The organism is Pseudomonas sp. KK4 (assembly GCF_001984065.1).
Classification (GTDB): domain Bacteria; phylum Pseudomonadota; class Gammaproteobacteria; order Pseudomonadales; family Pseudomonadaceae; genus Aquipseudomonas.
Genome location: NZ_LYVP01000043.1, coordinates 1 through 25,380 on the forward strand (window position 1 = coordinate 1; position 25,380 = coordinate 25,380).

The following is a 25,380-nucleotide window of genomic DNA, read 5'->3' on the forward strand; positions in this document are numbered from 1 at the left end:
ACCAGGGGTAGGCGCCCCAGCCCCAGCCCACGGCCACCGTGCTGCCGCCCCAGCTCCAGCCGAAACCAAAACCGAAGGTCCAGCCGGTCCAGGGCGTGTAGCGAATCGCCACGCCGAAACCGTAGGTCACCGGCGGGCCGTACCAGACGCTGCCGACCCAAGGCGTATAGGGGTAACCGGTGCCGTACACCACCACACCGCTGTTGGGGTCCACCGTGGAACCTTGATAACCCGGCGTATAGCCGACCACCACCGTGTCACCGCTGGCCGAGTAGACCTTCACGTAGGTGATGTAGTGCATCGGTGAACTGGGTGGAATCGAGTAGATCACCGCCGGCACTGACGCGGCGACCGACCATGGGCCTTGCACCGACGTGGCCACGAACCACACGCCGTTCTCTACCGCGTACCAGCTCTGGGCATCGACCCTGATGATCGGCATCGGGCTGTTGACCACGTATTGCAAAGGAGTGCCGTTGATGGCCTTGAGCTGCGGTGCGCCGTCGAATGCCGGCGCAGACATTTTCAGTTGGCTTTTCTTGACGGCGGACGTTTGGGGGATGGTGGCAGCAATCGCCGCTTCCCTGGCCTGAGGCGTTCCGGCCACCGAAGCTTTGACGTTTTCCTTGGCGCTGTCATCGGGAATGTTGGCGAAGTCCGCCGGCAATTTGTCTGCCGGCACGAAAGTCCACGGGCCCTGCATGTCGCTGGCGCGGAACCAGCGACCGGAGATCAGCAGGTAACTGTCCTGATCGGCGACCTCCTTGAAAATGTGCCCGGTGGTGTTTGTCACGTAGAGCAATTTCGTGCCTTGGATCGGCTGCCACTGGGCGGGGCCGTCGGTGACGATCAATTCCGTCGGTGCGGTGGCGATATGAATCTGTGGCACCGGCGGTTTGGCCAGACTGGGGACCTTGTCTTTGGCATCACTCTGGCCAGTCAACAGGTCGACTTGCCTGCTCTGGATCGCGGACTTCCTGGCTTTTTCAAGGTCGGGCAAAGATGATGTCAGCCTGGCATAGGGGCCGCTCACGGCATCGGCCACCATCCAGCCATCGAACACGCGCAGGTAATGCTTGCCCTGGGCGTCCTTGAGCAACAGCGGCCGGGTATTGATGACCCGTTGCAGCGCCGTACCGTCGACGGGGCGATACGCCGGCTCGCCATCGATGTACACCAGAATGGCAGGCACTTCTGAGCTGATGATGGTGGGCGGTGTATTGTCCAGTGGCTCGCCGCTGGATTTCTGCTCGGCCGCAAGGGTACCCAGGGCGGCTTCGAGTTGATCGAGGGAAATGGTTTTCTGGCGTTTCGCCGCGTCGGCCTTCAGCGCGGCTGTCCAGCGGTCAACGTTGGCGGCACTGGCGGGGAAATCGACTTTGGTGAGGCTGTACTGATCCAGCGCGACCCAGCGGGTGGCCTTGTCCACCAGTGTGTGGGCGCTGAATTCCACGATGCCGTAGGTGGATTTACCGTCCTTGTCCGTGGCCTCGACCGCCGCCCGGGCCTGCAACGTGTAACCGTCCCAGCTGTCGAGTTGCGGTTGGTAAATCGTCAGCTTGCTGTCGCCGTTGGTCAGCACCTGGGGCCAGCTCGGGGTTTGCTCCGCCGCGTTGGCAGGGGCCGTCGGGGCCTGTGCAGGCGCGGCCTGAGCGGGAGTAAACGCCAATGAACACACCACCAGCACAGCAGCAAACCAGCGTGGGCAATACATAGTCAACTCCATCGACAAGACCGGTCTCGCGGTTTTTTCAGCCGCGAAAAAAGCATAGCCGTCGGCGCAGGATATTGCGGTGGGCTGGGGCAGAAAGGCGTTTGAATAGTGCTCTGCAGGGTCCAGGCTTACCCGCGAAGCCATTTGGCGGCAAGGCCGCCTTCGCGGGCAAGTCATGCGCTTACAAGGTTTCGGGGGAGCTTTCCCGGTCGAGCAATACCCGCTTGCGCTCCACGCCCCAGCGATACCCCGACAAGTTGCCATCGCTGCGCACCACGCGGTGGCAGGGGATGGCAACCGCCAGGCTGTTCGCGCCGCAGGCCTGGGCCACGGCGCGCACCGCTTTTGGCGCGCCGATACGCTGGGCAATGTCGGCGTAGCTGGCGGTGCTGCCCACCGGGATCTCGCGCAACGCTTGCCAGACCCGTTCCTGGAACGCTGTGCCACGCACATCCAACGGCAAGTCCAGGCCCAGGGCCGGTGCCTCGATGAACCCCACGACCTTGGCAATCATCTGTTCGAAAGCCGGGTCGGCGCCGATCAGGTTGGCGCGGCGAAACTTGTCCTGCAGGTCGCAGACCAGTTGCTGCGGATCATCGCCCAGCAGAATTGCGCACACCCCACGCTCACTTTGCGCCACCAGAATGGCCCCCAGGGAGCATTGGCCGACGGCAAAGCGAATGTCATTGTTTTGCCCGGCGGCACGGTAATCGGCGGGCTTCATGCCCAGCACCTGATCCGCTGCTTCATAAAAGCGACTGTTGGAGTTGAAGCCAGCCTCGTACAAAGCGTCTGTCACCGAGCGGCCATCCGCCAATTGTTCGCGCATCCGGCGCGACCGGTGGGCTGCGGCGTACCCTCGGGGAGTCAGCCCCGTGACGGCCTTGAATACGCGGTGAAAGTGAAAGCTGCTCAGTCCCGCGGCGGAGGCCAACGCGTTCAACTCGGGCACTTCTTGAGCACGCTCGATCTGACGACACGCTGCGGCGACGGTGGCGGCATGTTGCGCGGCAAGCGCACTCTGGTCCCTGGTCGCGCGTTTGCTAGGGCGATAGCCCGCCGCTTGCGCCAGTTCGGCAGTATCGAAGAACTCGACATTCTGCGGTTTCGGCAAACGCGCCAGGCTGCTGGGATTGCAATAGACCCCGGTTGTTTTCACCGCATAGACGAACTGCCCATCCGCCCGGGGATCGCGAGCGACGACGGCGGCCCAGCGTGGGTCGTTTTCGGCACTGACTTTTGTCGATTGGTTTGTCATGGCATTGGAGTCCGTTGACCAGTGTTGCCGCAGATTAACCATCCCCCGACCAGGCTACACTCCGGCGCTTGCGGTCAAACTCCAGCGTCTCATTTCGCGTGGCGAAACGTGAAGTTGATCCGCTGCTCGCCCAGCACCGCGTGTTGCCCTTGCTTGATCGGCAGAACGCCGTGATAGCGCAAGCGGTCGACGCCGCCCCAGACCACGATATCGCCATGCAGCAATGGCACGCGCTGGCTTTTGTCGCTGCGGGCGAAGCCGCCGAACAGGAACATCGCCGGCAATCCCAAGGACACCGAAACGATCGGTGCGGCGTAGGATTTTTCGTCTTTGTCCTGATGCAATGACATCTTCGCACCGGGAATATAACGATTGATCAGGCAGGAGTCCGGCACGAAATCGGCGAATCCGGCCTCCCGCGCCGCCGCCTGCGCCAACTGCAAAAACACCTCGGGCATGGTCGGCCAGGGCTGGCCGGTTAGAGGGTCGTCGCGGGTGTAGCGGTAGCCGCTACGGTCGGTGGTCCAGCCCCAGGTCCCACAACTGCTCAGGGCCACCGACATAGTAAAGCCGCCGGGGGTGACCATTTGTCGAAAGGGTGCGGCCTGGAGCACGGCCTCCAGCGCCGGCAGCAAACGCTCCAGCCAGGGCAGGGCAAAGCCTCGCAACACCCAGGCCTGTTCGCCGATTGGGTCGCGCCGGGGCTGTTGCTGCGGCTCGGCATCGGCAAACAAGTCAAAGGTCGTTGGATTCATGGGAACTGTCCCGTGCGGGAGGCGTTGGGTTGCAGGCACTGCAACGCCTGCGCTCGACCCTCGAATTACAGCGCCTTGCTGACGCTGATGTCGCTGATCACGTCGTCACCCTGGCCGTGCAAGGCATCGAGCGCAGCCTTGGCCTCTTGCTCGGTACCGTTTTCCAGTTGGGCGAATTCAAAGCGGCGTTCGCCGTTGAGTTTGTATTTGATGACGTACTTGGTTGTCTGGGCCACGGGCATACCTGTCTATCAGCTGAGTTTCGAACTGGAACGGCGGATGATCTTGATCGAATGGGTCAGGGTCGGCTTGCGGGTCACGCTGATCGCCCGGCGGTTGACGGTATCGATGGTGATGTTCCAGAAACCGGTGCTCGGCGCCGTGATGCGGGCCGGGAAGGTGTCGAACGCGCCGCCGTGGTAGGTGTGGCGGCCACCGTTTTTGAAGCTGCGGAAGTTGGCGTCGTTCATCAAACGGATGTTGCACATCTGCGAGCATTGAATGACGACGATGTCGTCTTCGTTGAGGTGCTCGCGCTGGTGAATGAATTTCATGGGCGCCTCCAGAAGGGCTTTTGCTACAAAATCAAAACGATGCGCGCAGTTTATCAGCCTGCTGGCCTAAATATCCGGCTGGTGGGGGCTGGTTTGCCAATTTAAGACAGATATTTCACGTTCGCTGGGTGATAAAGGGAGAAAATCCGCGGCTGCGCTGTCGGACGGTCTTTAACGGAGGTTTTGTATGAAGTGGGGTGTGTTGGGCTTGCCAGTGGCGTTGGTGATCAGTGGTTGTGCGAGCGTTTCGGAAATCAACCAGACGCTACCGACCATGAGCGTGATTTCCGGCAAGGATCCCCATGAATATGCGCAGTGCTTGAGCGAAAAGCTCGCCGACAGTCGCGGCGCCTTGCAGATCGAAGCGCAGAAAGATGGCGTACGGGTGATCGTGCCGCAAAAACTGTCATCCGGGCCTGCGGCGGTATTCGATATCGAAGACCGCGCCGGCGGCAGCAGTATCAAGCTCCACGAGCGTATCTCCAATGTGCCGCTGCGTCCCCGGGATGTGCGCAATGCCGCGACTGCGTGCATTTCCGGCTGATAGACTGTCGCCAGGTCACACCGATGCCGTCAAAGCGATGCTTTGGCGGCATTGTCATTTCTGGAGTCAGGCATGAAACGAGAGCAGGTACGGGCGCGGCACGCCGAGGGGCAGATCAACGCCACCCATGTGATTCAGAATCCGGCGAATCCGGGAGAGTGGATCGTGTTCTTCAAGAAGAGCGCCGGACGCAGTTATTTCCTGGTGGATGACAACGACGAAGTCGAGTCCTTCGCGCGCCTGGATGACCTGGTCGAAACCGTGCGCGGCCTGGGAATCAAGTTCGCCGAAATCCACATGTAGGGCAGGGTGCCTTACTTGCAGACCACCACCACGCTGCGGTTCTTGTAGTTGCCGACATCTACGCCCAGGGTTTTGTCGCTTTCCTTGGGGGCCGGGGTGCCATCGGTGCCGACGATGCGGTAACCGGTGCCGGCACAGGATGCATCGGCCTTTTCGTAGCAGGTCGCCCATGAATTGGCTTCCCCGGAACAGTCGATGGCCAGGCCCTGTTCACCATTGTTCAGGTAGGTGGTTTGGGAGGTGGCGCAGCCGCTCAGGGCCAATACCGCAATCAGTGGCAAGAATTTAGTCATGTTTATTCGTCGTCAAAAGGGTGGGCATAGCCTGTGACAGCGCCGCAGGCAAAAGGTTATAGCCAAAGGCCACAATCCGTTTTTCGCTCACAAAAAAGCCCTGCAATGGCAGGGCTTGGTGGTCGATCAGTTCTTGTCCTTGCCGCGTCGCTTGGGCTCGGGATGCTCAAGCTCCAGCACGGCCGCAACTTCAACGGCCATGGCTTCGGTCGGGAAAGGTCCGGCGATTTGCTCGCCGGCAGCGCTGTCGATCGACCACTGGCCGTCCTTCTTTTTGTTGATCAGGTACCCGTTGACGCTCTTTGCTGCCGACATCTATCTGCCTCGTTGGCTGGTTCAATTGCGCCATGATAGCGCCAAATGCCCGCAACGGGTGCCGATGAGAGTAGGGTGGGGTGATGGTCGATCCGCTTGACGGGTGTGCAATCCTGCCGGTGTCTGCTATCACTAACAGGCTGTTCACGGATCAATGCATGCCGTGCGGAACTATCGGCAAGAATATTTCTCTATGATGGCATCGGTTAGCCAGCGCGGGGCATTGTAAGGTGCACGCGGCCTGATTAGACTGCGCCGAAACTCGTACAACACAGCCCTTTCAAGGACTTATATGATCAAGAAATGCTTGTTCCCAGCAGCCGGTTACGGTACTCGCTTCCTGCCAGCGACTAAAGCCATGCCCAAAGAAATGCTGCCGGTGGTAAACAAGCCACTGATCCAGTACGGCGTCGAAGAAGCACTGGACGCTGGGTTGACTGAAATCTCCATCGTCACCGGTCGCGGCAAGCGCGCCCTGGAAGACCACTTCGACATCAGCTACGAGCTGGAAAACCAGATCAAGGGCACCGACAAGGAGAAATACCTGGTCGGCATCCGCAAACTGCTCGACGAATGCTCGTTCTCCTACACCCGTCAGACCGAAATGAAAGGCCTGGGTCACGCGATCCTGACCGGTCGTCCGCTGATCGGTGACGAGCCGTTCGCCGTGGTACTGGCGGACGACCTGTGCGTCAACCTCGAAGGCGACGGCGTACTGACCCAGATGGTCAAGCTTTACAAGCAGTTCCGCTGCTCGATCGTGGCCATCCAGGAAGTCGACCCGCAAGAGACCAACAAGTACGGCGTGATCGCCGGCGAGATGATCCGTGACGACATCTACCGCGTTCACAGCATGGTCGAGAAGCCAAAGCCGGAAGACGCACCATCGAACCTGGCCATCATCGGCCGCTACATCCTGACCCCGGACATCTTCGACCTGATCGAACAGACCGAGCCAGGCAAGGGCGGCGAAATCCAGATCACCGACGCCCTGATGAAGCAGGCCCAGAACGGCTGCGTCATGGCTTACAAGTTCAAGGGCAAGCGTTTCGACTGCGGCGGCGCCGAAGGTTACATCGACGCGACCAACTTCTGCTTCGAGAACTTCTACAAGACTGGCAAGGCGTACTGATAGCGCCCTGTTTGATCATAAAGCCACCTTCGGGTGGCTTTTTTTTCGCCACCATATCGAATGCAACCCTTGCCCAATCAATGGCGGCGGGTATGCTGATCACCTGCCCAGGAGATAGACGATGGCCTACGATTTTGACCTTTATGTGATTGGCGCCGGTTCCGGCGGTGTGCGGGCGGCTCGTTTTGCGGCCGGGTTTGGCGCGAAGGTGGCGGTGGCTGAAAGCCGTTACCTGGGGGGGACCTGTGTCAATGTCGGCTGCGTGCCGAAAAAACTGCTGGTCTACGGCGCGCATTTCGCAGAGGACTTCGAGCAGGCATCGGGTTTCGGCTGGACCCTGGACGAAGCGCAGTTCGACTGGGCGACGCTGATCGCCAACAAGGATCGCGAGATCAATCGCCTGAACGGCATTTACCGCACCCTGTTGATCAACAGCGGCGTGACCCTGCATGAAGGTCACGCGAAGATCGTCGACCCGCATACCGTGGAGATCAACGGCGAACGCCATAGCGCCAAAAACATCCTGATCGCCACCGGCGGCTGGCCGCAGATCCCGGAGATTCCGGGGCACGAGCACGCGATCAGTTCCAACCAGGCGTTTTTCCTCAAAGAGCTGCCAAAACGCGTGCTGGTGGTAGGCGGTGGTTACATTGCCGTTGAATTCGCCGGGATTTTCCATGGCCTCGGTGCCCAGACCACGCTGCTGTACCGCGGTGATCTGTTCCTGCGCGGCTTCGACGGTTCGGTGCGCAAGCATTTGCAGGAAGAGCTGACCAAGCGCGGCTTGGACCTGCAGTTCAACGCCGACATCGAGCGCATCGACAAACAGGCTGATGGCAGCCTCAAAGTGACCCTCAAGGATGGTCGTCAACTGGAGGCCGATTGCGTGTTCTACGCCACCGGCCGCCGTCCGATGCTGGACAACCTCGGGCTGGAAAATACCGGAGTCACGCTCGACAAGAAGGGGTTCGTCGAAGTCGATGAGCAGTATCAAACCGCCGAGCCGTCAATTTTGGCGCTGGGCGACGTGATCGGTCGTGTCCAGCTCACGCCGGTGGCCCTGGCCGAAGGCATGGCCGTGGCGCGGCGCCTGTTCAAGCCTGAGCAATACCGCCCGGTGGATTACAAGATGATCCCGACGGCGGTGTTCAGCCTGCCCAACATCGGCACCGTCGGTTTGAGCGAAGAGGAGGCGCGGGACGCCGGTCACAAGGTGGTGGTCTATGAGAGCCGTTTCCGCCCAATGAAGCTGACCCTGACCGAATGCCAGGAGCGCACGCTGATGAAACTGGTGGTCGATGGCAAGACTGACAAGGTACTGGGCTGCCACATGGTCGGGCCGGATGCCGGCGAAATCGTCCAAGGCCTGGCGATTGCCTTGAAGGCGGGTGCGACCAAGCGCCATTTCGACGAAACCATCGGTGTGCACCCGACGGCCGCCGAAGAGTTCGTGACCATGCGTACGCCGGTCGCGGGCTGATCGTCATTTGTTGGGTCTGGCGCTGACGCCGCCAGACCTGATGGTTGCCCGCCCCCTGTAGGAGCTCGCTCGCGATGGACGTCAACGATAACACTGCAAACCTGACACCCTGCGGTGTTCTCAGGTTCATCGCGAGCGAGCTCGCTCCTACAGAGGGTCTGCGTCGTTTTGACGGGGCCGTTCCACAAGCTCCGCCTGGGCCTTGGTCAATTCAAGTTCCAGCGACTTGTTGATCTGCACCTGCTCATCGACATTCTGTTTCAGCGACTGACTTTCCAGCAGGGCGACGCGCAAGCGTTCCTGGAGGAGGGTGCGCTCGCCGTCGACCCGCGCGGTCTGTTCCAGTAACTGATCCTGACGACTGTTGCTCTGCTTGAGCTGGTCCTGCATCAGGCTCAGTTCACGCAGGGTGCCACGGTTCTCCGTCAGCAAGCGCTCGTTGTCGCGGTGCAATTGGGTAATTTCGTCCTGGCGCACCAACGCGCTCTGCTGCGCCTGACGCAACTCCATCTGCAACTGTTGCACCTGACTTTCATGCCGGCTGTGCTCCTGCTCGCGCTGCTCCTTGACGGCATTGCGGTAGTGCTCCAGCGCATCGCGGGCATGCAGGTGCTTCTCTTCCAGGGAGCGAATCTGCTCTTCCTTGTCCTGCAAACGTAATTCGAAATCCGCCAGCGCCTGGTTCAGCCCTGCATTGCGGGTTTGCTCGGACTGCAGAAGGGCGCGGGTTTCATGCAGGGCTTCGGATTCCTGGGTCAGCGCCAGGCTCTGGATCTCGTACTGCTGATGCAGTTCGATGTTCGCTTCCCGGGCTTGCTCCAGCTGGCTTTCCAACGCCTTGCGTTGTGCCTCGAACTGTTCGCGGGCCTGATCGATCGGGGCCTGGGCTTGTTCTTTCAAGCGTTGTGCGAGCCGCGAAACCAGCGCCAGCAACTCATCGTCAATAGGCTCGGACGGCTCTGTCTCGGCCGGTTGCTGGTCTTCGCCCAACTCTTTCAGATAGCGATGAATCGTGGTTTTCGAGCCGGTGTTGCCCATCTCGATGCGCACGGCATCGATCGTGGGGTTTTCACCTCGGGCGAGGATCGCCATCCGCGCAGCTTGAACCACTGCCTTATTTACACCGCCCCGGGCCATGACTTTTCCTACGATTTCGTTGTGTGGTACGTACCACTGGAATACACATTGTACCATCGAATGGAAGAAGATAAATACAACCGGTAATTGACACGGGATATACTGGTATTACCCCGTGTCATACCGTTTTCCGCGCCATTGCACCTTCAGATCCGTACACAACAGGCCCACCACCCATGAGCGATCTCGATCGTTACCTGCAAGCCGCCACCCGCGACAACACCCGCCGCAGCTATCGAGCGGCGATTGAACACTTCGAGGTGACTTGGGGCGGGTTCCTGCCGGCAACGGGCGACAGCGTCGCGCGCTATCTGGTGGCCCATGCCGGTGTGCTGTCGATCAATACCCTGAAGTTGCGTCTGTCGGCGCTGGCGCAATGGCATAACAGCCAAGGCTTCGCCGATCCGACCAAGGCACCGGTGGTGCGCAAGGTGTTCAAAGGTATTCGCGCTTTGCACCCGGCCCAGGAAAAGCAGGCCGAGCCCCTGCAGTTGCAGCATCTGGAGCAAGTGATCGGCTGGCTCGAGCAGGAAGCGCAAACAGCCCGGACTGAGGGCGATCGGCCGGCATTGCTGCGGGCCAAGCGCGACACCGCGCTGATCCTGTTGGGCTTTTGGCGCGGGTTTCGTAGCGATGAGTTGTGCCGCTTGCAGATCGAGCACGTACAAGCCAGTGCCGGCTCAGGCATCACCCTGTATTTGCCGCGCAGCAAGAGTGACCGCGAAAACCTCGGCAAGACTTACCAGACGCCCGCCTTGCAGCGGTTGTGCCCGGTGCAGGCGTATATCGACTGGATCAGCGAAGCCGCTCTGGTGCGCGGCCCGGTGTTTCGCGGTATCGATCGCTGGGGCAATCTGAGCGAAGAGGGCCTGCACGCCAACAGCGTGATTCCCTTGTTGCGACAGGCGCTGGAGCGAGCGGGGATCGCGGCCGGGCTCTACACCAGCCATTCCCTGCGCCGCGGGTTTGCCTCATGGGCGCATCAGGCAGGCTGGGACTTAAAGTCGTTGATGAGCTATGTCGGCTGGAAGGACATGAAGTCGGCCATGCGCTACATCGAAGCCAGCCCGTTCCTGGGCATGGCCCGCCTCACTGAGACCTGACGCCTGCACCCCTTGTAGGAGCGAGCTCGCTCGCGAAAACCCGGAGAGCGCCGCGTAATTCAGGGAGCCAGCGTCTTCGTTGATGTTCATCGCGAGCGAGCTCGCTCCTACAGGGGGGCGTATGCACCTACGAGATTCCAATTTCTTCTATTAATACGGCTGGCTAATAGCGAAAGTCGATCAGCAGCATCGTATTTGCCAATGAGCCAACCGTCGGTCCAGTGGGTAAAGTTCACTTCATCAACTTCACAACCCCTGACGGAGAGTCAACGATGCCTATCATCAACAGCCAAGTAAAACCGTTCAAAGCTGACGCATTCAAAAACGGCGACTTCGTAAAAGTTTCGGACGCTGACCTCAAAGGCAAGTGGTCTGTGGTGTTCTTCTACCCGGCCGACTTCACCTTCGTTTGCCCAACCGAACTGGAAGACCTGGCTGACAACTACGACGCATTCCAGAAGCTGGGCGTCGAGATCTACAGCGTTTCCACCGATACTCACTTTGCCCACGCTGCCTGGCACAACACTTCGCCAGCCATCGGCAAAATCCAGTACACCATGATCGGCGACCCGACCCACGCCATCTCCCGCAACTTCGACGTGCTGATCGAAGAAGCTGGCCTGGCTGACCGTGGCACCTTCGTGATCAACCCTGAAGGCCAGATCAAAATCGTTGAGCTGAACGACGGCGGCGTTGGTCGTGACGCTTCCGAACTGCTGCGCAAAATCAAGGCTGCTCAGTACGTCGCTGCTCACCCAGGACAGGTTTGCCCAGCCAAGTGGAAAGAAGGCGAGGCCACTCTGGCTCCGTCCCTGGACCTGGTCGGCAAGATCTAACTCCGTGACACGCTCCACAGGGCGGTACTCCGCACCTACTCAGTAAGCTGCACCGCCCAATAAAAACGCCCGGGCGAGATTCGCTCGGGCGTTTTTTTGTCTGAAAAATTCAAGGAAATCGCCCGTATGTTGGACACCAATCTTAAAGCCCAGTTGAAATCGTACCTGGAACGGGTCACCCAACCGATCGAGATCGTTGCTTCTCTCGACGACGGTGCGAAATCCCAGGAAATGCTCGAACTGTTGAAGGACGTTGCCAGTCTTTCCACCCAGATTACCTTGATCGACAACGGCGACGATGCACGCAAGCCATCGTTCTCGATCAATCGCCCAGGGGCCGATATCAGCCTGCGTTTCGCCGGCATCCCGATGGGGCACGAATTCACCTCGTTGGTGCTGGCCCTGCTGCAAGTCGGTGGCCACCCTTCGAAAGCCAGTGCCGAAGTCATTGAACAGATCCGCTCGCTCAAGGGCCAGTTCAGCTTCGAAACGTACTTCTCGCTGTCCTGCCAGAACTGCCCGGACGTGGTCCAGGCGTTGAACCTGATGGCGGTACTGAACCCGAACATTCGCCACGTCGCCATCGACGGTGCGCTGTTCCAGGCCGAAGTCGATGATCGCAAGATCATGGCCGTGCCGAGCATCTACCTCAATGGCGAGGTGTTTGGCCAGGGCCGCATGGGCCTGGAAGAGATCCTCGCCAAGGTCGACACCAGCGGCGCCGAGCGCCAGGCCGAGAAAATCAACGCCAAGGACGCCTTTGACGTGCTGGTGGTCGGCGGTGGCCCGGCCGGTGCTTCGGCGGCGATCTACGCGGCCCGTAAAGGCATTCGCACCGGTGTTGCGGCCGAGCGTTTCGGCGGGCAGGTGCTCGACACCATGGCCATCGAAAACTTCATCTCCGTGCAGGAGACCGAAGGGCCGAAACTGGCCAGCGCCCTGGAAGAACACGTCAAGCAGTACGACGTCGACATCATGAACCTGCAGTGCGCTACTGCGCTGGTTCCGGCGAAGAACCCCGGCGAGTTGCACGAAGTTCGCTTCGAGAGCGGCGCCAGCCTTAAAACCAAGGCGCTGATCCTCGCCACCGGTGCCCGCTGGCGTGAAATGGGCGTGCCGGGCGAGCAGGAATACAAAGCCAAAGGCGTGTGTTTCTGTCCGCACTGCGACGGCCCGCTGTTCAAGGGCAAGCGCGTCGCAGTGATCGGCGGCGGTAACTCCGGCGTTGAAGCGGCGATCGACCTGGCAGGCATTGTCAGCCACGTCACGCTGCTGGAGTTCGACAGCAAGTTGCGCGCCGACGCGGTACTGCAGCGCAAGCTGTTCAGCCTGCCCAACGTCGATGTGATCACCAGCGCACTGACCAGTGAAGTGAAGGGTGACGGTGAGAAGGTCAGCGGCCTGGTGTACAAGGATCGCGATTCAGGCGAGTTCAAGACGATCAGCCTCGAAGGTATCTTCGTGCAGATCGGCCTGCTGCCCAACACCGATTGGCTCAAGGGCACCGTCGAGTTGTCGCCCCGTGGCGAGATCATTGTCGATGCCCGTGGCGAGACTTCGCTGCCAGGCGTGTTCGCCGCCGGTGACGTGACGACCGTGCCGTACAAGCAGATCGTGATTGCGGTGGGCGAGGGCGCCAAGGCTTCCCTGAGCGCCTTCGATCACCTGATCCGCACCTCCGCCCCGGCATAAAACGCCAACGCCGGAAACACAAAAACCCCATGAGCGATCATGGGGTTTTTTTGTGTCTGCACCTATCAAAACTGTGGGAGCGGGCTTGCTCGCGAAGGCGGTGTATCAGCCAACATGATCGTTGAATGACGCACCGCTTTCGCGAGCAAGCCCGCTCCCACGGGAGGTGCTTAAAGTGGCGCCGGCTGGATGATCTCGACCCAGTAGGCATCCGGGTCCTTGATGAACGCCAGGCTCTTCATGCGGCCGTCGTTCAGGCGCTTCTGAAAGTCGCAGCCCAGGGCTTCGAAACGCTCGCAGGCGGCAACGATGTCCGGCACCGAGATGCAAATGTGGCCAAAGCCGCGCGGATCAGTGTTGCCGTTGTGGTAGGCGAAGTCCGGATCGTTTTCGGTGCCGTGGTTGTGGGTCAGTTCGAGAATGCCGGGGATCGACTTCATCCACTCGGTGCGCGCGGCGGCGTCGGCCGGGATCTGGCTTTTATCTACCAGAGCGAGGAAGTACAGGCTGAATTCGGCCTCCGGGAAATCGCGCTTTTCCACCAGCGAGAAACCCAGGATGCGCGTATAGAAGTCCAGCGACTTGGTGATGTCCTTGACCCGCAGCATGGTGTGGTTGAAAACGAATTTCTGGGTCGCGGTATCGGGTTGTGCGGTGACGCCGGGGAAGGTGTTCAGTTCTTGCAGGCTCATGGGCCCTCCGGAAAATATGCGGGGCGATTGAATGGTGACAATGATACGCAACGGATCGGACATCACCAAACCGAAAGCGTTTGCCTGACAGTCGGTCGGAGCTCAGACTTGAAGTTCAATTCCTGAGTGTTATTGGCAAATGATTCAACTGAGTAAATCGCTGTTTATCCTGATCGGCACACTGGCTGCAGCGGCCAGCGCTTACGCCGAAGCGCCGGTCATGACCTGGCCTGCTGGCTGGCAGGTCGAAGACATCGCGCAGGATAACGCCACTGCCGGCGTCTCTCGCCAGCGCGCGGTGAAAAACGATGAAGGTGGCACGCCGGTGATGGTGATGGAGTTGACCATGACCCAAGTTCAAAGCGGTCATCAGGTGAATCTGCAGGGCGTGTTGCTGGAAATGCGCAAGTCGGTGCAGAAGGACTTTTTCCAGGGCGGTTATCAAAGTGTCTGCAATCGAATTCATCCGGCGACCCTGAGCCGCTTATCGGCGCTGGAAACCACCTGCACCATTACCCAGAATGGTCGCCATGTGCTTTCGCAAACTTTGGTCGCTGCGGTGGACGCCGACAAGGCCTACGTTCTTTCCTATGCAGGGCAGACCGAGGCTTATAAGGCAAGCCAGGATGAAATTGAAACGGCGCGTAACGCCTTGAAACTTTAATTGCAGACTTTAGTCCCTGCAGCCTTGGCGCCGGCGCGGAAATCTTTAGATACCCAAACGGATTAAGCACAAAGTTAAAGGCGCAAGTAGCGAGTTGCCCGCTCAATATCGTTGCATTTGTAGGGTATTCATGAAAAAGCCCTGCAGTGCAGGGCTTTTTTTATAGCGTAAATGATTACCCGCGCAACCAGGAGTCAACGGTGCTGGCACCGTATTGTTCCTTCCATGCTTTCAGGCCGCGATGGTTGCCGCCCTTGGTTTCAATCAGTTCGCCGGTGTGCGGGTTCTGATAAACCTTGACCACGCGAGCGCGGCGGGTTTTAGGTGCCGGGGCCTGTTGCAGACCGGATTTGCCCGGGTTCGGATCGAGGATGGCAATGATGTCGCGCAAGCTCTTGCCGTAGGTTTTCATCAGCCCCTGGAGCTTTTCTTCGAATTCGATTTCTTTCTTGAGCCCGGCATCGTTCTTCAGGGACTCCAGCTGCTTGAGCTGTTCTTGAAGGGCCTTTTCAGCTGCACGAAATTCAGCGAGTCTGGACAATATCTTTACTCCAATAGTGTGTTTGGCTGATACCAACCGCAAACAAAGCTATAAGCCAAGAGCCTTGAAGCGACTCGGTGATAAATGGCTCACCTGCCAAATTACCGCAGGCATGAAAAATTGTAGTAGTTAATTGCTCAAGAGTAAATCATGTCTTTTTTTTCATGTAACAAGAGCAGTATTTTGATTCAAATTGGTGCGCTGTACTGCGCTGCCGGAGATTTTTCCCCAAGCTTAATGGCCACTTAATGCACTAATGAAATCTGCACCGGGCATCGGCCGGCCGTACAGATAGCCTTGCAGGAAGTTAACGTTATGATCGGTCAGGTATTCACTTTGCGCTTGGGTTTCCACACCTTCGGCCACCATGGCCAGACCCAGTTTGTGCGCAAGTTCAATGATGGTGTCCAGAATATGGCTGGACAGGGTATCGATGCCGATCATCGCTACGAAGCTCTGATCGATCTTCAGGAAGTCCACACTGAACTGGCGCAGATAGCCGAGGCTGGAATGGCCGGTGCCAAAGTCGTCAATGGCAAGTTTCACCCCCAACCCGTGCAACTGGTCGAACAGTTGCTGGGTGATGGCGGTGGACTCGATCAGTTCACGCTCGGTCAGTTCAAGTATCAGGTGAACGGACCCGGGGGCAAATCCGTCGAGAAATGCGCGGCAATCCTCGATAAGCTCCAGGCTTTGGCAATGTTGGGCAGTAATGTTGATACCGATATGAAAGGGCTCTTCAAACGATGCCGACAGCGGCGCGAGCAGCGCGGCGGTCTGCTGCATCAGCGAGCGGGTCATCGGTACGATCAGCCCCGAGTGTTCGGCAAACGGAATAAACAGGTCGGGGCGCACCAGGCCTTCTGTCGGGTGATTCCAACGCATCAACACTTCGACGCCTGACACTTTCTTGCTGTCGCCATGCACCACTGCCTGAAAATAAGGCACGAACTCCAGCGCCTCCAGAGCCCGCTTCATTTCATGGGTCGGCGAAGACGAACGCTTCTGCAAAACATGCCCGATAAAGCCGGCCACGGCACCGAAAAAGATCAGCAAACTGAACAGCGCCGGATATTCACTGCTCATGTAGCGCCAGGTTTCACCTTCGGGGAAACCGGCTTCCACACCGAAGGCATATCGGGACGAGTCGAGTTGGATCTGTGCCACCGGGAAGTCGGGCGTTTCGCCCTCGTGAAACTGGCCGTCGGCCGTCAACCAGTTGGGGCCGACGTGCAGCGCCAGCAATGTCTGCCGGCCTATCAGGCGCAATACGTTACTCAGATGGTAACCATCGAGGGTGCTCATCGCGCCGCGTTTACCGTCGCTGATCCGATAAACCAGCAATGCCGTATTGGGCGTGACGGGGTTGCCTTTCATCAGCAACAGGCGGCCGCCGACATAGTCGCCGGGGGTAATCTTTTCGTGATAATCGCCAAACAGCGAACTGCAATAGATGCTGTCGTCCCACACCAGGTTGGTCGAGCGGACGAATGGACGACGGGTGACCTGTTCGCGCAGGGCGAGGTTGACGTCAATGCAACTTTGCCCGGCCAGGGGCAGTAATTCGCGGGCCGCCTGTGCGGTGTTGTCGAGCATCAGTTCGAACTGGCGCAGCGCTTCTTCGGCGGTCTGACGTGTGCTTTGCTCAAGCGTTCTTTCGGCCTGGATATAGAGGATGCCTGCACCCAGCACGATCGGGAGCAGGGCACTGGCGAGGGTGACAGAAGTTCGCAGTCCGTGTTTGCGGGGCTTGGCTCTCAATGGCATTCGCGAAACCTGTGACGATGAAATAGGGCTCTCAAATGCTGGCGGCGAATAACGCCCTCCAAAAAGAGTTCACGTGGCAGTCATGATAGTTGGACCTGTGCACTCCTGTCGCTTGTCGGCCATCAACCCCTTGCATCCACGTGTAAAAGGGGGATTTTATACAGAAGGCGGACAAACTGATTTACGCTGTGTAGAATCTGTTTACGCATACAAGAATAAAACGTCTTCTGGCAGCAGAAGCCTCGCCCGTCATAGCCTTGGGTCGACAATGAAGATATTAGGGTTTCAATTGATCTACGGTGACTTCCTCGCCCGCAGCGTGCGGGGCATTTCCTGCGCGCCACCCACCGGCCTCGGCATTGCTTGCAACTAACCTTTGTTAATTGAAAAGAATGATGAGGCGCCAACCATGGCAGATTTATACGAAAACCCAATGGGCCTGATGGGCTTTGAGTTCATCGAGTTCGCATCGCCGACCCCCAACACCCTGGAGCCGATCTTCCAGATCATGGGCTTCACCAAGGTCGCGACCCACCGCTCCAAAGACGTGCACCTGTATCGCCAAGGCGCGATCAACCTGATCCTCAACAACGAACCCAACAGCGTCGCTTCGTACTTCGCAGCCGAGCACGGCCCGTCGGTGTGCGGCATGGCGTTCCGGGTCAAGGATTCGCAAAAGGCCTACAAACGCGCCCTGGAACTCGGCGCCCAGCCGATCCACATCGAAACCGGCCCGATGGAGCTGCACCTGCCGGCCATCAAAGGCATCGGCGGCGCACCGCTGTACCTGATCGACCGATTCGGTGAAGGCAGCTCGATCTACGACATCGACTTCGTGTACCTCGAAGGTGTTGATCGCAATCCGGTCGGCGCCGGCCTGAAAATCATCGACCACCTGACCCACAACGTGTACCGCGGTCGCATGGCCTACTGGGCCAACTTCTACGAGAAGCTGTTCAACTTCCGTGAAATCCGCTACTTCGACATCAAGGGCGAATACACCGGCCTGACCTCCAAGGCCATGACTGCGCCGGACGGCATGATCCGCATCCCGCTGAACGAAGAATCGTCCAAGGGCGCAGGCCAGATCGAAGAGTTCCTGATGCAGTTCAACGGCGAAGGCATCCAGCACGTGGCGTTCCTGTCCGATGACCTGGTCAAGACCTGGGACCACCTGAAGAGCATCGGCATGCGCTTCATGACCGCGCCGCCGGATACCTACTACGAAATGCTCGAAGGCCGTTTGCCGAACCACGGTGAGCCGGTGGGTGAGCTGCAGGCGAGGGGAATCTTGCTGGACGGTTCGTCCGAGTCGGGTGACAAGCGACTGCTGCTGCAGATCTTCTCGGAAACCCTGATGGGGCCGGTGTTCTTCGAGTTCATCCAGCGCAAGGGCGATGACGGTTTCGGTGAGGGCAACTTCAAGGCACTGTTCGAATCGATCGAGCGCGATCAGGTTCGGCGTGGGGTGTTGGCCACCGAGTAACTCGCTGCACGGATAAACCGGTGGGAGCGGGCTTGCTCGCGAAGGCGTCGTATCAGTCAACATCATTGTTGAATGAAAGACCGCTTTCGCGAGCAAGCCCGCTCCCACTTTTGTTTTGTGTTGGCTTAAGGCCTGCGCTGGCGCATCAGGTGCTTGAACCCTTCAAACACCAGCACCACCACCGCCAGCCAGATCGGGATATAGGTCAGCCATTCCCCCGACTTGATGCTTTCCCCCAACAGCAACGCCACGCCGAGCAACAGCACCGGCTCCACATAGCTCAGCAATCCGAACAGGCTGAACGGCAGCAGGCGACTGGCGATGATGTACACCACCAGCGCCGAGGCGCTGATCAGCCCCAGCAGCGGGATCAGCCACGCCAGGGCAGGGTACTGATCGAACACCCCGAAACCCTGGTCGCCACCGTGCACGAACCCGTAGGCGATCGGCAGCATCAGGGTCATGTCCACCCACAGCCCGCCGAGGTTGTCGGTCTTCAGCCATTTACGCAGCACGAAGTACAGCGGGTAGCCGATGACCACCACCAGGGTCGCCCAGGAAAACCCGCCGACCTGATACACCTCATTGACCACGCCCAGGCTGGCGAAGAACACCGCGACCTTTTGCAGATAGGACAGGCGTTCGCCATAAGCGATGCGTCCGGTCAGCACCATGGCCAGCGGCAACAGAAAGTAACCCAACGAGACATCGAGGCTGTAGCCGTTGAGCGGCGCCCACATGAACAGCCAGAGCTGCACGCCGAGCAGGGCTGACGACAGGATCAGGCCGGCGACCAGTTTCGGTTTTGCGCCGATGCGCCGCAGCAGGTCGGCCACGCGCCGCCATTCACCGGACACCCCCATGAACACGGTCATGCAGGGCACGGTCAGCAGCATGCGCCAGCCGAAAATCTCCACGCCGCTCAAGGGGGTGAGCAGCGACGTGTAGTAATACATGACGGCAAACAGCACCGAGGCTGAAACCGATAGAGCAATACCTTTAGACAAACTGTCCTCGCGAAGTCGAACGTGAAACGGGGGGCGGAGGATACGTGGTTTCGGTGACAAATACTGACCAGATGATCAGCCCCCCCAGCCTTTGCGAACAACCGGAAAACTGTGGAAGCGGGTTTGCTCGCGAATGCGCTGGGTCAGTCGACATCGATGTTGAGTAGCCGTCCGTCTTCGCGAGCAAGCCCGTTTCCACAAGGATCTGCGACATTGCAGGAGCAAGGCTTGCCCGCGATGAGGCCGGCACATCCAGCATCAACTGCGGGAATTACGCCCGGACACAAAGTGGCTCACATCATTGAACCCCGGTGTCGACGCATGTCCCGGTGTCACCAGCGAATCGATGAACGCCTCATCGTCGGCCGTGATCTTCACCGCCTGCGCCTTAGTGTAGGCGTCCCACTGTGCTTCGGTGCGCGGGCCCACGATGGCTGAGGTGACGGCGCCATTGTTCAACACCCAGGCAATCGAGAATTCAACGATGCCCACGCCACGACTCTGGGTGTAAGCCTGGATCTGTTGGGCGATGCGCAACGACTCCACACGCCATTCGGTTTCCAGAATGCGCTTGTCGGCGCGACCTGCGCGGCTGTTGGCATCCGGCGCCACATCCGGGGCGTATTTGCCGCTGAGCACGCCACGCGCCAAAGGACTGTAGGGCACCACCCCCAGGCCATAGTTGTGCGCCGCAGCGATCTGCTCGGCCTCGGCCTGGCGATTGACGATGTTGTACAGCGGCTGGCTGATCACAGGGCGGTCGACGCCGAGCGCATCGGCTACCCGAATCACCTCGGCGATGCGCCAGCCACGGTAATTAGACAGGCCCCAATAGCGGACCTTGCCCTGGCGGATCAAGTCACCCATCGCCGACACCGTCACTTCCAGCGGCGTGTTGTGGTCTTCGCGGTGCAGGTAATAGATGTCAAGATAATCGGTGCCCAGGCGCGTCAGGCTGGCGTCGATGCCGTTGAACATATGCTTGCGGCTCAGGCCGCTGCGGTTCGGCACACCGTCCACCGGGCCGAAACCGACTTTGGTTGCCAACACCCATTCGTGGCGGTTACCGGCTATCGCTTCGCCGACGATTTCCTCGGAGCGACCGTGGGTGTAGACGTCCGCGGTGTCGATGAAATTGATGCCCTGGTCCCAGGCCTTGTCGATGATTCGCAGGGAATCTTCGGTGCTGGTCTGTTCGCCGAACATCATGGTGCCCAGGGTCAGGGTCGACACCTGCAAACCCGAGTGACCCAGCGTGCGGTAGCTCATGATGAATTCCTTTTGCCAGTGGGAAAGCTTCAATCAAATACCAGAAAGCCCGGGCCCGGCAAAATGAATTATTGAGGCCGCAACCCGCCCGTGCGAACGAAGCCCGGCGCCAGCCCAAAAACCTCAACGCCATCGACGCTCGATCGCCCAGTGGTAACGGTCATCCGCTGAACAGGGCGGTCCATGGCTTCTCGGTAATCCACCACCCGATCCGGACCTTCCTGGCGAATCGCCTGCGGCGGCACCACGATCGCCTGCTCATTGCGATACGTGGTGATGGACAAGCGTGCGCTCATGCCCAGGCGCACCCTGCGCAACTGCTGGGGTGTCAATGGCGGCAGCGACAGGGTGAGCGAGAACTTCGCACTGCCGTTGGATTCTTCACCGGGGTCGGCCAGGCTGCTGACGATGTGCACCTTGCCCGACAGGCGCTCACCCTCGAAGCCATCTCCTTCGATCTCCACCGGTTGCCCCGGATGCAACTGATTGACGTCGAGCTCCGAGGCCAGGGCCACGATCTTCAGGCGTTCGATATCGGCCAATCCGAACACCACCTGACCTTGACTCAGCCGGGAACCGGCCTGCAACGGTGCGGTGCCGGCATCGGGACGCGATGAGGTATTGGCAGGCACGATCACCCCGGTGTAGGGCGCAACGATGTGCTGGCCGTCGAGCAACGCGCGCAAGCCCTCATATTTGACTGTGGCATTGGTCAGCTCCATCTCGGCAATGCGCCGCTGTTCGCCGGTTCCCTGGGCCAGGGTTTGCTGCAACTCGTTTTGCGCGGCGCTCAGTTCAAGCCGTTGCATCTGCAACTGCTGGCTCAGGTCATCCAGTTCATTGCGCGGGATGATTCCGCGCGCCAGCAACTGTTGGGTGTCGTCAAGCCTGCGTTGCAAGTTGCTCAGCGTCATTTCAGCGGTACGCACCGTGCGCCGCGCCCGCACCACCTGCGCACTGTTGTCCCAGTCTTTCATTTCTTGCTCGACGCGCTGTGCCTTGAGTTGCGCCGCCAGGGCATCGCGCAGTTGCGTTTCGATCAGGGTCGGATCCAGGGTCAATAACCGCTGCCCCTGTTCCACCCGTTGTCCTTGCTCCACCAGCAGCGCTTGAATGTTGCCTTCAAAGGGCGCGCTCAGGAACACCGTCTTGTGGGGTTCGATCTTTCCCGCCAGGGCGATGCTGTGGATCAGGGGCGCGTTGTTTACGCTCAACCATTGCTCGCTGTCGGCAGCGGCAGTGAGTGGCGCCTGCACTTTGATGATCGCCAGGCCCGTCAAGACGATCGACGTCAGCAACGCCAGTTTTTGCCAGCGGCGCAGGCCTGTTTTATCAGTAGTCATTGAGGGCAATCTCCCAACTTTCCAGTGTCATGCCGAGGGTCAGGTCGAGTTGGGTCTGGGCGTTCAGATAGGCAATCAAAGCACTGAGCCGGGCATTCTGCGCTGCACGCAGGTCGCCTTCGAAACTGATGATCTGAAAATTGCTGGAGCGCCCGGCATTGAGCTTTTCCCGTTCGATCTCCAGTTTGCGTCGCGACAGTTCAGTGGCTCGCTGGGCGATTTCATATTGGCGCCATCGGGTGCCGAGGTCGCGCACCACGTTGTTGACGTCCCGTTCCAGTTCCTGGCGAGCGTCGGCCAGTTGGATCTCCTGAGTCTCGACATTGACCCGCGCGTGAACCTCGGCCTGGCGGGTACTCAGGTCGCCGATGGGGATTTCCAGCTGCACACCGGCGTAACTGTCCCAAGTCCGCCGGGCGCCGATGCCTGAGTCCGCGCGGCCGTTGAACTGATTGGCGCCGGTGACCAGCGACAGGTCCCAGCGCGCCTGATCCCTGGCGACCAACAGGTTCAGCTCGGCCTGTTGGCGGCCGAGCAGCGTCGACAAATACTGCGGTTGTTGAATCTGCGCCAGGCGCAGGGCTTGCTGCGGGTCGATGGTCACGCGGGAGGCCTCGAGGATTTCACTGGCGTGGACCGGCGTCGACAGGTCCAGTGCCAGCAAACGCAGCAGCGCCAGGCGATTGATGTGCAACTGGTTTTGCGCGTCTTCGACACCCAGTTCCTGCGCAGCGATGTCAGCTTCGGTCTGGACGACTTCGAACTCGGCCATGCGCCCGGCGCTGATCAACGCCTTGTTCACCTCCAGCAGTGAGCGCGTGCGTCTGAGCGCCTCCTGGGCAATCGTCAGTTGCTCCTGGGACCTGAGCAACTCGCGGTAGCTGGCAATGATGTCGGAGATCGCCCGGGACACGCTGGCCTTGAGGTTCAGGCGGTTGGCCTGTTCCGACACCTGCGCCAGGCGCAAGGGCGCTGTGGTCACGTCCCGGCCTGCACCGCGCAGCAGCGGTTGAATGATGGACAGGTTCAAACCGTCGCTGCGCACACGTCCGGCCCGCTCGGCGTCCCCCAGTTGGCGGGTCCAGCCGGTGCTGAGGCGGGTGCCGTATTCACTGAGCAGACTCACGGTGGGGGCCAGCGTCGTATGGCGGCCCCGGTCTTCGCTGCCTTGGGTCCCCTCGTGTTTTGCCTTGATCAGCAGCTTTGGATTGAACGCGTCCCGGGCCACGCGCAAGTCGAATTTCTGCGCCACCCGTTGCAGGTAAGCGCTGCGGATCCCCCGATGATTACGCAACCCGAGGTACACCGCGTCGCCCAGGGTCAGGTGCGTCGATTGCTGGCTCAACAGCACGCTGCGGTCATTGCCACGCGTTAATGATGGCGCGGACACGTCCACCGATGCGTGGCCGCTCTGCGCAAACACGCAGAGCAGGGTGATCGCCGCGACTCGCCCGTTATTCATCGCGCAATGCCTCGACCGGTTGCAGCCGGGAAGCCAGCATGGCCGGGTACAGGCCAAAAAATACCCCGACCAGCAACGTACTGAGCACGCCGATGGGCAGTGACAAAGGCGCGAGGAAGAACGTCCAGCCCGACACGTTGGCATAAGTGAACGCACAGGCAATGCCCAGCAGCCCACCGCACAACGCCCCCACGGCAGTCAGCGTGATGGCCTCGAACATGAACAGATTGCGGATGTCCCGCCGGCGCGCGCCCAGCGCCATGCGCACACCTATTTCGCGTCGTCGCGACGACACGTTCATGAGCATCACGTTCATCACGCCGGTACCGCCGCCGATCAGTGATAGGCCACCGAGCGCCATCAACAGGTAGGCGAAGGTGCGGGTTTGCCGGGTCATGCCCTCCATGAGTTGCTGCGGGATCATCATGTCGACGTCCTGGGCGCCGGACAGTCGTTTCAGCGGGTCGGTCAATGCCGCCGCGGTCGCACTGATGTCCTGTTGGGCTGCCACGCGAATGATCACGTCACGGATGTGCACCGAATCGCTGAGCCGGCGCATGCCGGCCAGGGGGATGAACAGCGAGTCGTTGGCCCGCACCGGAATCAGCAGGCTGTCGGGTTGGTTGCGCAGAATGCCGATCACCTGGAACAGATAATCGTCAACGCGTATCCGATCACCAATGCGCAAGGGATCAGCCGCCGTGCCGAGGTCTTCAGCCAGTCGGTGCCCGACCACGGCGTAGGTATCACCCTGATCGAAGGCCGACAAAAAACGCCCTTCACGGAGCGTCAAACCCATCGCCCCCGGCAGTTCCGCAGTGCTGCCCACCAGTTGGGTGTACTGGGTGCGGCCCTTGAACGTCACCGAACTGCCGGTTTGCGCAGTGGGTGCGATGTTCAGCAGGTTGGGGACCCAGGCGCGCAGTTGATCGGTATCAAGCGTCAGGCGAGCAACGCTTCCAACCCGGGTGGATTCGGGCAGTTGAGCGACCAGCGTGGTGACGCCCATTCCCTTGAAAATCATTGAAGCCTCCTCGGCGGCGTTGCTGCCGATGTTGATCATGGCCACCACCGATGAACTGCCAATCGCAATGCCGATCAGCGCCAGTACCGAACGCTTGCCCAACGCCCGCAGGCTGGTGCCCAGGTCCTGCAGCACAAGGGTGCCTAGCGCGGACAAGGGCAGATCTCCTGCAGCACACCGTTATCGACCCGAACCTGACGGTCCAGGCGACTGGCGATCGCCGGGTCATGGGTGACCACGATCAACGTCACGTTCCGGGTCCGGTTGAGCGACAACAGCAGCTCCATGATCTCGTCCGCCGTGCGCCGGTCCAGGTTGCCGGTGGGTTCGTCCGCCAGGATCAGCGACGGCTCGCCGATCAACGCCCGGGCAATCGCCACCCGTTGCCGCTGACCGCCGGACAGGTCGGCGGGACGATGCCGGGCGCGCTGTTCCAGGCCGACCTGGGCGAGCATGTGCAGGGCGCGTTGTTGCGCTTGGTTGCGCGGGGTATTGCGATAGCGCAGGGGCAGGGCGACGTTGTCGAGGGCACTCAGGCGCGGCATTAGGTTGAAGCTCTGGAAAATGAAGCCGATGTGGCGATTGCGGATGGCGGCGAGTTCGTCCGGAGTGGCGGAGAAGATATTTTGACCGGCAAGGCAATATTCACCGGAGTCGGCGCAATCCAGTAAGCCAAGAATATTCAGTAGTGTGCTTTTGCCTGAACCGGAAGCACCCAGCAGTGCGCAACTTTCGCCTTTGTTTATCGTCATGGAAACGTTATTCAGGATTGAAAGACTTTCGTCGGAATGCGGATAGCTTTTGTTGATATTTGACAGGCGGATGAGATGATCATTAACAGGCATTTGGGTCATTGATGCGCCAGTCGACTGCTGATTAAGTTGCTCGCCATCTAAATCATTGGCGAGCAACATTGTATTGATGATCAGCTGAAGTGATGACTCCGGATTTTTCAGCTCAGATCAGGAGTTCCACAGCGCACCTGGGGTCCTTTTCTCCTGGTCTGGAA

At 59.7% G+C, this 25,380-nt stretch carries 26 protein-coding genes; 9 read left to right on the forward strand and 17 right to left on the reverse strand.

Going from position 1 to position 25,380, the window contains the following annotated elements; genetic code table 11:
• The 5 genes from B0W55_RS15875 to B0W55_RS15890 form a co-directional block, all read right to left on the reverse strand.
• The coding region (locus tag B0W55_RS15875) for an autotransporter (RefSeq protein WP_077046885.1) at positions 1-1,714 on the reverse strand (1,714 nt) is incomplete at its 3' end.
• A gap of 181 nt (positions 1,715-1,895) precedes the next feature.
• A complete protein-coding gene (gene ada / locus B0W55_RS15880) occupies positions 1,896-2,972 on the reverse strand; it encodes a bifunctional DNA-binding transcriptional regulator/O6-methylguanine-DNA methyltransferase Ada (protein WP_077046886.1) in 1,077 nt (358 codons plus the stop codon).
• 89 nt (positions 2,973-3,061) lie between these two features.
• Complete coding sequence (gene alkB, locus B0W55_RS15885; protein WP_077046887.1) at positions 3,062-3,727, reverse strand: DNA oxidative demethylase AlkB; 666 nt, start codon at positions 3,725-3,727, stop codon at positions 3,062-3,064.
• 65 nt (positions 3,728-3,792) lie between these two features.
• Positions 3,793-3,963, reverse strand: a complete 171-nt coding sequence (locus B0W55_RS30815) for a hypothetical protein (protein ID WP_175645514.1) — start codon at positions 3,961-3,963, stop codon at positions 3,793-3,795.
• A gap of 15 nt (positions 3,964-3,978) precedes the next feature.
• Positions 3,979-4,281, reverse strand: a complete 303-nt coding sequence (locus B0W55_RS15890; protein WP_057400164.1) for a DUF1883 domain-containing protein — start codon at positions 4,279-4,281, stop codon at positions 3,979-3,981.
• 187 nt (positions 4,282-4,468) lie between these two features.
• Between B0W55_RS15890 and B0W55_RS15895 the strand changes: the two genes are divergently transcribed.
• Positions 4,469-4,825 carry a hypothetical protein gene (locus B0W55_RS15895; protein ID WP_077046888.1) on the forward strand — a complete coding sequence of 119 codons (357 nt, stop codon included), beginning with the start codon at positions 4,469-4,471 and terminating at the stop codon, positions 4,823-4,825.
• 72 nt (positions 4,826-4,897) lie between these two features.
• Positions 4,898-5,128 carry a hypothetical protein gene (locus B0W55_RS15900; protein ID WP_077046889.1) on the forward strand — a complete coding sequence of 77 codons (231 nt, stop codon included), beginning with the start codon at positions 4,898-4,900 and terminating at the stop codon, positions 5,126-5,128.
• Between the two features lie 11 nt (positions 5,129-5,139).
• Here B0W55_RS15900 and B0W55_RS15905 read toward each other — a convergent pair whose 3' ends face one another.
• Together B0W55_RS15905 and B0W55_RS15910 are read right to left on the reverse strand one after the other, a co-directional pair.
• Positions 5,140-5,421: a hypothetical protein gene (locus tag B0W55_RS15905; protein ID WP_077046890.1), complete on the reverse strand. Its 282-nt coding sequence runs from the start codon at positions 5,419-5,421 to the stop codon at positions 5,140-5,142.
• 126 nt (positions 5,422-5,547) lie between these two features.
• Complete coding sequence (locus B0W55_RS15910; RefSeq protein WP_077046891.1) at positions 5,548-5,736, reverse strand: hypothetical protein; 189 nt, start codon at positions 5,734-5,736, stop codon at positions 5,548-5,550.
• Between the two features lie 292 nt (positions 5,737-6,028).
• Between B0W55_RS15910 and galU the strand changes: the two genes are divergently transcribed.
• Positions 6,029-6,868 (forward strand): UTP--glucose-1-phosphate uridylyltransferase GalU, encoded by an 840-nt coding sequence (gene galU, locus B0W55_RS15915; RefSeq protein ID WP_003182953.1) that lies wholly within the window; start codon positions 6,029-6,031, stop codon positions 6,866-6,868.
• A gap of 121 nt (positions 6,869-6,989) precedes the next feature.
• A complete protein-coding gene (gene gorA / locus B0W55_RS15920) occupies positions 6,990-8,348 on the forward strand; it encodes a glutathione-disulfide reductase (RefSeq protein ID WP_077046892.1) in 1,359 nt (452 codons plus the stop codon).
• 147 nt (positions 8,349-8,495) lie between these two features.
• Here the strand turns inward: gorA and B0W55_RS15925 are convergent, their stop codons facing one another.
• Positions 8,496-9,485, reverse strand: a complete 990-nt coding sequence (locus B0W55_RS15925; protein WP_077046893.1) for a DNA-binding protein — start codon at positions 9,483-9,485, stop codon at positions 8,496-8,498.
• Between the two features lie 176 nt (positions 9,486-9,661).
• Here B0W55_RS15925 and B0W55_RS15930 point away from each other — a divergent pair, with 176 nt between their 5' ends.
• The 3 genes from B0W55_RS15930 to ahpF all read left to right on the forward strand — a co-directional run bounded on the left by B0W55_RS15930 (position 9,662) and on the right by ahpF (position 13,116).
• Positions 9,662-10,588 carry a site-specific integrase gene (locus B0W55_RS15930; RefSeq protein WP_077046894.1) on the forward strand — a complete coding sequence of 309 codons (927 nt, stop codon included), beginning with the start codon at positions 9,662-9,664 and terminating at the stop codon, positions 10,586-10,588.
• 272 nt (positions 10,589-10,860) lie between these two features.
• The gene (gene ahpC / locus B0W55_RS15935) at positions 10,861-11,424 is read left to right on the forward strand and encodes an alkyl hydroperoxide reductase subunit C (RefSeq protein WP_007975937.1); all 564 of its coding nucleotides are present in this window, start codon (positions 10,861-10,863) and stop codon (positions 11,422-11,424) included.
• Between the two features lie 126 nt (positions 11,425-11,550).
• Entirely contained in the window at positions 11,551-13,116 is a 1,566-nt protein-coding gene (gene ahpF, locus B0W55_RS15940; RefSeq protein WP_077046895.1) for an alkyl hydroperoxide reductase subunit F, read from the forward strand.
• Positions 13,117-13,286: 170 nt separating this feature from the next.
• Here the strand turns inward: ahpF and gloA are convergent, their stop codons facing one another.
• Positions 13,287-13,808, reverse strand: coding sequence for a lactoylglutathione lyase (gene gloA, locus B0W55_RS15945; RefSeq protein ID WP_077046896.1), 522 nt, complete (start codon positions 13,806-13,808; stop codon positions 13,287-13,289).
• 139 nt (positions 13,809-13,947) lie between these two features.
• On the opposite strand from gloA, the gene B0W55_RS15950 reads away from it, so the two are divergent.
• Positions 13,948-14,472, forward strand: a complete 525-nt coding sequence (locus B0W55_RS15950; RefSeq protein WP_077046897.1) for a DUF4946 domain-containing protein — start codon at positions 13,948-13,950, stop codon at positions 14,470-14,472.
• Between the two features lie 175 nt (positions 14,473-14,647).
• On the opposite strand, the gene B0W55_RS15955 is transcribed toward B0W55_RS15950, so the two are convergent.
• Both B0W55_RS15955 and B0W55_RS15960 read right to left on the reverse strand, forming a co-directional pair.
• Entirely contained in the window at positions 14,648-15,013 is a 366-nt protein-coding gene (locus B0W55_RS15955; RefSeq protein ID WP_077046898.1) for a histone-like nucleoid-structuring protein, MvaT/MvaU family, read from the reverse strand.
• Between the two features lie 234 nt (positions 15,014-15,247).
• A complete protein-coding gene (locus tag B0W55_RS15960; protein WP_077046899.1) occupies positions 15,248-16,780 on the reverse strand; it encodes an EAL domain-containing protein in 1,533 nt (510 codons plus the stop codon).
• Between the two features lie 409 nt (positions 16,781-17,189).
• On the opposite strand from B0W55_RS15960, the gene hppD reads away from it, so the two are divergent.
• Positions 17,190-18,266, forward strand: coding sequence for a 4-hydroxyphenylpyruvate dioxygenase (gene hppD, locus B0W55_RS15965; RefSeq protein ID WP_077046900.1), 1,077 nt, complete (start codon positions 17,190-17,192; stop codon positions 18,264-18,266).
• Positions 18,267-18,391: 125 nt separating this feature from the next.
• Here the strand turns inward: hppD and rarD are convergent, their stop codons facing one another.
• From rarD to B0W55_RS15995, 6 genes are all read right to left on the reverse strand, one after another.
• Positions 18,392-19,273 carry an EamA family transporter RarD gene (gene rarD / locus B0W55_RS15970; RefSeq protein WP_077046901.1) on the reverse strand — a complete coding sequence of 294 codons (882 nt, stop codon included), beginning with the start codon at positions 19,271-19,273 and terminating at the stop codon, positions 18,392-18,394.
• Between the two features lie 258 nt (positions 19,274-19,531).
• The gene (locus B0W55_RS15975) at positions 19,532-20,542 is read right to left on the reverse strand and encodes an aldo/keto reductase (RefSeq protein WP_077046902.1); all 1,011 of its coding nucleotides are present in this window, start codon (positions 20,540-20,542) and stop codon (positions 19,532-19,534) included.
• Between the two features lie 68 nt (positions 20,543-20,610).
• The gene (locus B0W55_RS15980) at positions 20,611-21,885 is read right to left on the reverse strand and encodes an efflux RND transporter periplasmic adaptor subunit (protein ID WP_077046903.1); all 1,275 of its coding nucleotides are present in this window, start codon (positions 21,883-21,885) and stop codon (positions 20,611-20,613) included.
• On the reverse strand, positions 21,875-23,347 hold the full coding sequence (locus B0W55_RS15985) for a TolC family protein (protein WP_077046904.1): 1,473 nt from the start codon (positions 23,345-23,347) through the stop codon (positions 21,875-21,877). The genes B0W55_RS15980 and B0W55_RS15985 overlap by 11 nt, the downstream gene beginning before the upstream one ends.
• Positions 23,340-24,527 carry an ABC transporter permease gene (locus B0W55_RS15990; RefSeq protein ID WP_256576314.1) on the reverse strand — a complete coding sequence of 396 codons (1,188 nt, stop codon included), beginning with the start codon at positions 24,525-24,527 and terminating at the stop codon, positions 23,340-23,342. The genes B0W55_RS15985 and B0W55_RS15990 overlap by 8 nt, the downstream gene beginning before the upstream one ends.
• Positions 24,515-25,225 carry an ABC transporter ATP-binding protein gene (locus B0W55_RS15995; RefSeq protein WP_077046906.1) on the reverse strand — a complete coding sequence of 237 codons (711 nt, stop codon included), beginning with the start codon at positions 25,223-25,225 and terminating at the stop codon, positions 24,515-24,517. The genes B0W55_RS15990 and B0W55_RS15995 overlap by 13 nt, the downstream gene beginning before the upstream one ends.
• Between the last annotated feature and the right edge of the window lie 155 nt (positions 25,226-25,380).

Bases quoted from the DNA above. Each gene is read 5' to 3' on its own strand.
- ada (WP_077046886.1), bottom strand. From the start codon at position 2,972: ATGACAAACCAATCGACAAAAGTCAGTGCCGAAAACGACCCACGCTGG.
- alkB (WP_077046887.1), bottom strand. From the start codon at position 3,727: ATGAATCCAACGACCTTTGACTTGTTTGCCGATGCCGAGCCGCAGCAA.
- B0W55_RS15890 (WP_057400164.1), bottom strand. From the start codon at position 4,281: ATGAAATTCATTCACCAGCGCGAGCACCTCAACGAAGACGACATCGTC.
- B0W55_RS15895 (WP_077046888.1), top strand. From the start codon at position 4,469: ATGAAGTGGGGTGTGTTGGGCTTGCCAGTGGCGTTGGTGATCAGTGGT.
- B0W55_RS15900 (WP_077046889.1), top strand. From the start codon at position 4,898: ATGAAACGAGAGCAGGTACGGGCGCGGCACGCCGAGGGGCAGATCAAC.
- B0W55_RS15905 (WP_077046890.1), bottom strand. From the start codon at position 5,421: ATGACTAAATTCTTGCCACTGATTGCGGTATTGGCCCTGAGCGGCTGC.
- B0W55_RS15910 (WP_077046891.1), bottom strand. From the start codon at position 5,736: ATGTCGGCAGCAAAGAGCGTCAACGGGTACCTGATCAACAAAAAGAAG.
- galU (WP_003182953.1), top strand. From the start codon at position 6,029: ATGATCAAGAAATGCTTGTTCCCAGCAGCCGGTTACGGTACTCGCTTC.
- gorA (WP_077046892.1), top strand. From the start codon at position 6,990: ATGGCCTACGATTTTGACCTTTATGTGATTGGCGCCGGTTCCGGCGGT.
- B0W55_RS15925 (WP_077046893.1), bottom strand. From the start codon at position 9,485: ATGGCCCGGGGCGGTGTAAATAAGGCAGTGGTTCAAGCTGCGCGGATG.
- B0W55_RS15930 (WP_077046894.1), top strand. From the start codon at position 9,662: ATGAGCGATCTCGATCGTTACCTGCAAGCCGCCACCCGCGACAACACC.
- ahpC (WP_007975937.1), top strand. From the start codon at position 10,861: ATGCCTATCATCAACAGCCAAGTAAAACCGTTCAAAGCTGACGCATTC.
- ahpF (WP_077046895.1), top strand. From the start codon at position 11,551: ATGTTGGACACCAATCTTAAAGCCCAGTTGAAATCGTACCTGGAACGG.
- gloA (WP_077046896.1), bottom strand. From the start codon at position 13,808: ATGAGCCTGCAAGAACTGAACACCTTCCCCGGCGTCACCGCACAACCC.
- B0W55_RS15950 (WP_077046897.1), top strand. From the start codon at position 13,948: ATGATTCAACTGAGTAAATCGCTGTTTATCCTGATCGGCACACTGGCT.
- B0W55_RS15960 (WP_077046899.1), bottom strand. From the start codon at position 16,780: ATGCCATTGAGAGCCAAGCCCCGCAAACACGGACTGCGAACTTCTGTC.
- hppD (WP_077046900.1), top strand. From the start codon at position 17,190: ATGGCAGATTTATACGAAAACCCAATGGGCCTGATGGGCTTTGAGTTC.
- B0W55_RS15975 (WP_077046902.1), bottom strand. From the start codon at position 20,542: ATGAGCTACCGCACGCTGGGTCACTCGGGTTTGCAGGTGTCGACCCTG.
- B0W55_RS15980 (WP_077046903.1), bottom strand. From the start codon at position 21,885: ATGACTACTGATAAAACAGGCCTGCGCCGCTGGCAAAAACTGGCGTTG.
- B0W55_RS15985 (WP_077046904.1), bottom strand. From the start codon at position 23,347: ATGAATAACGGGCGAGTCGCGGCGATCACCCTGCTCTGCGTGTTTGCG.
- B0W55_RS15995 (WP_077046906.1), bottom strand. From the start codon at position 25,225: ATGACCCAAATGCCTGTTAATGATCATCTCATCCGCCTGTCAAATATC.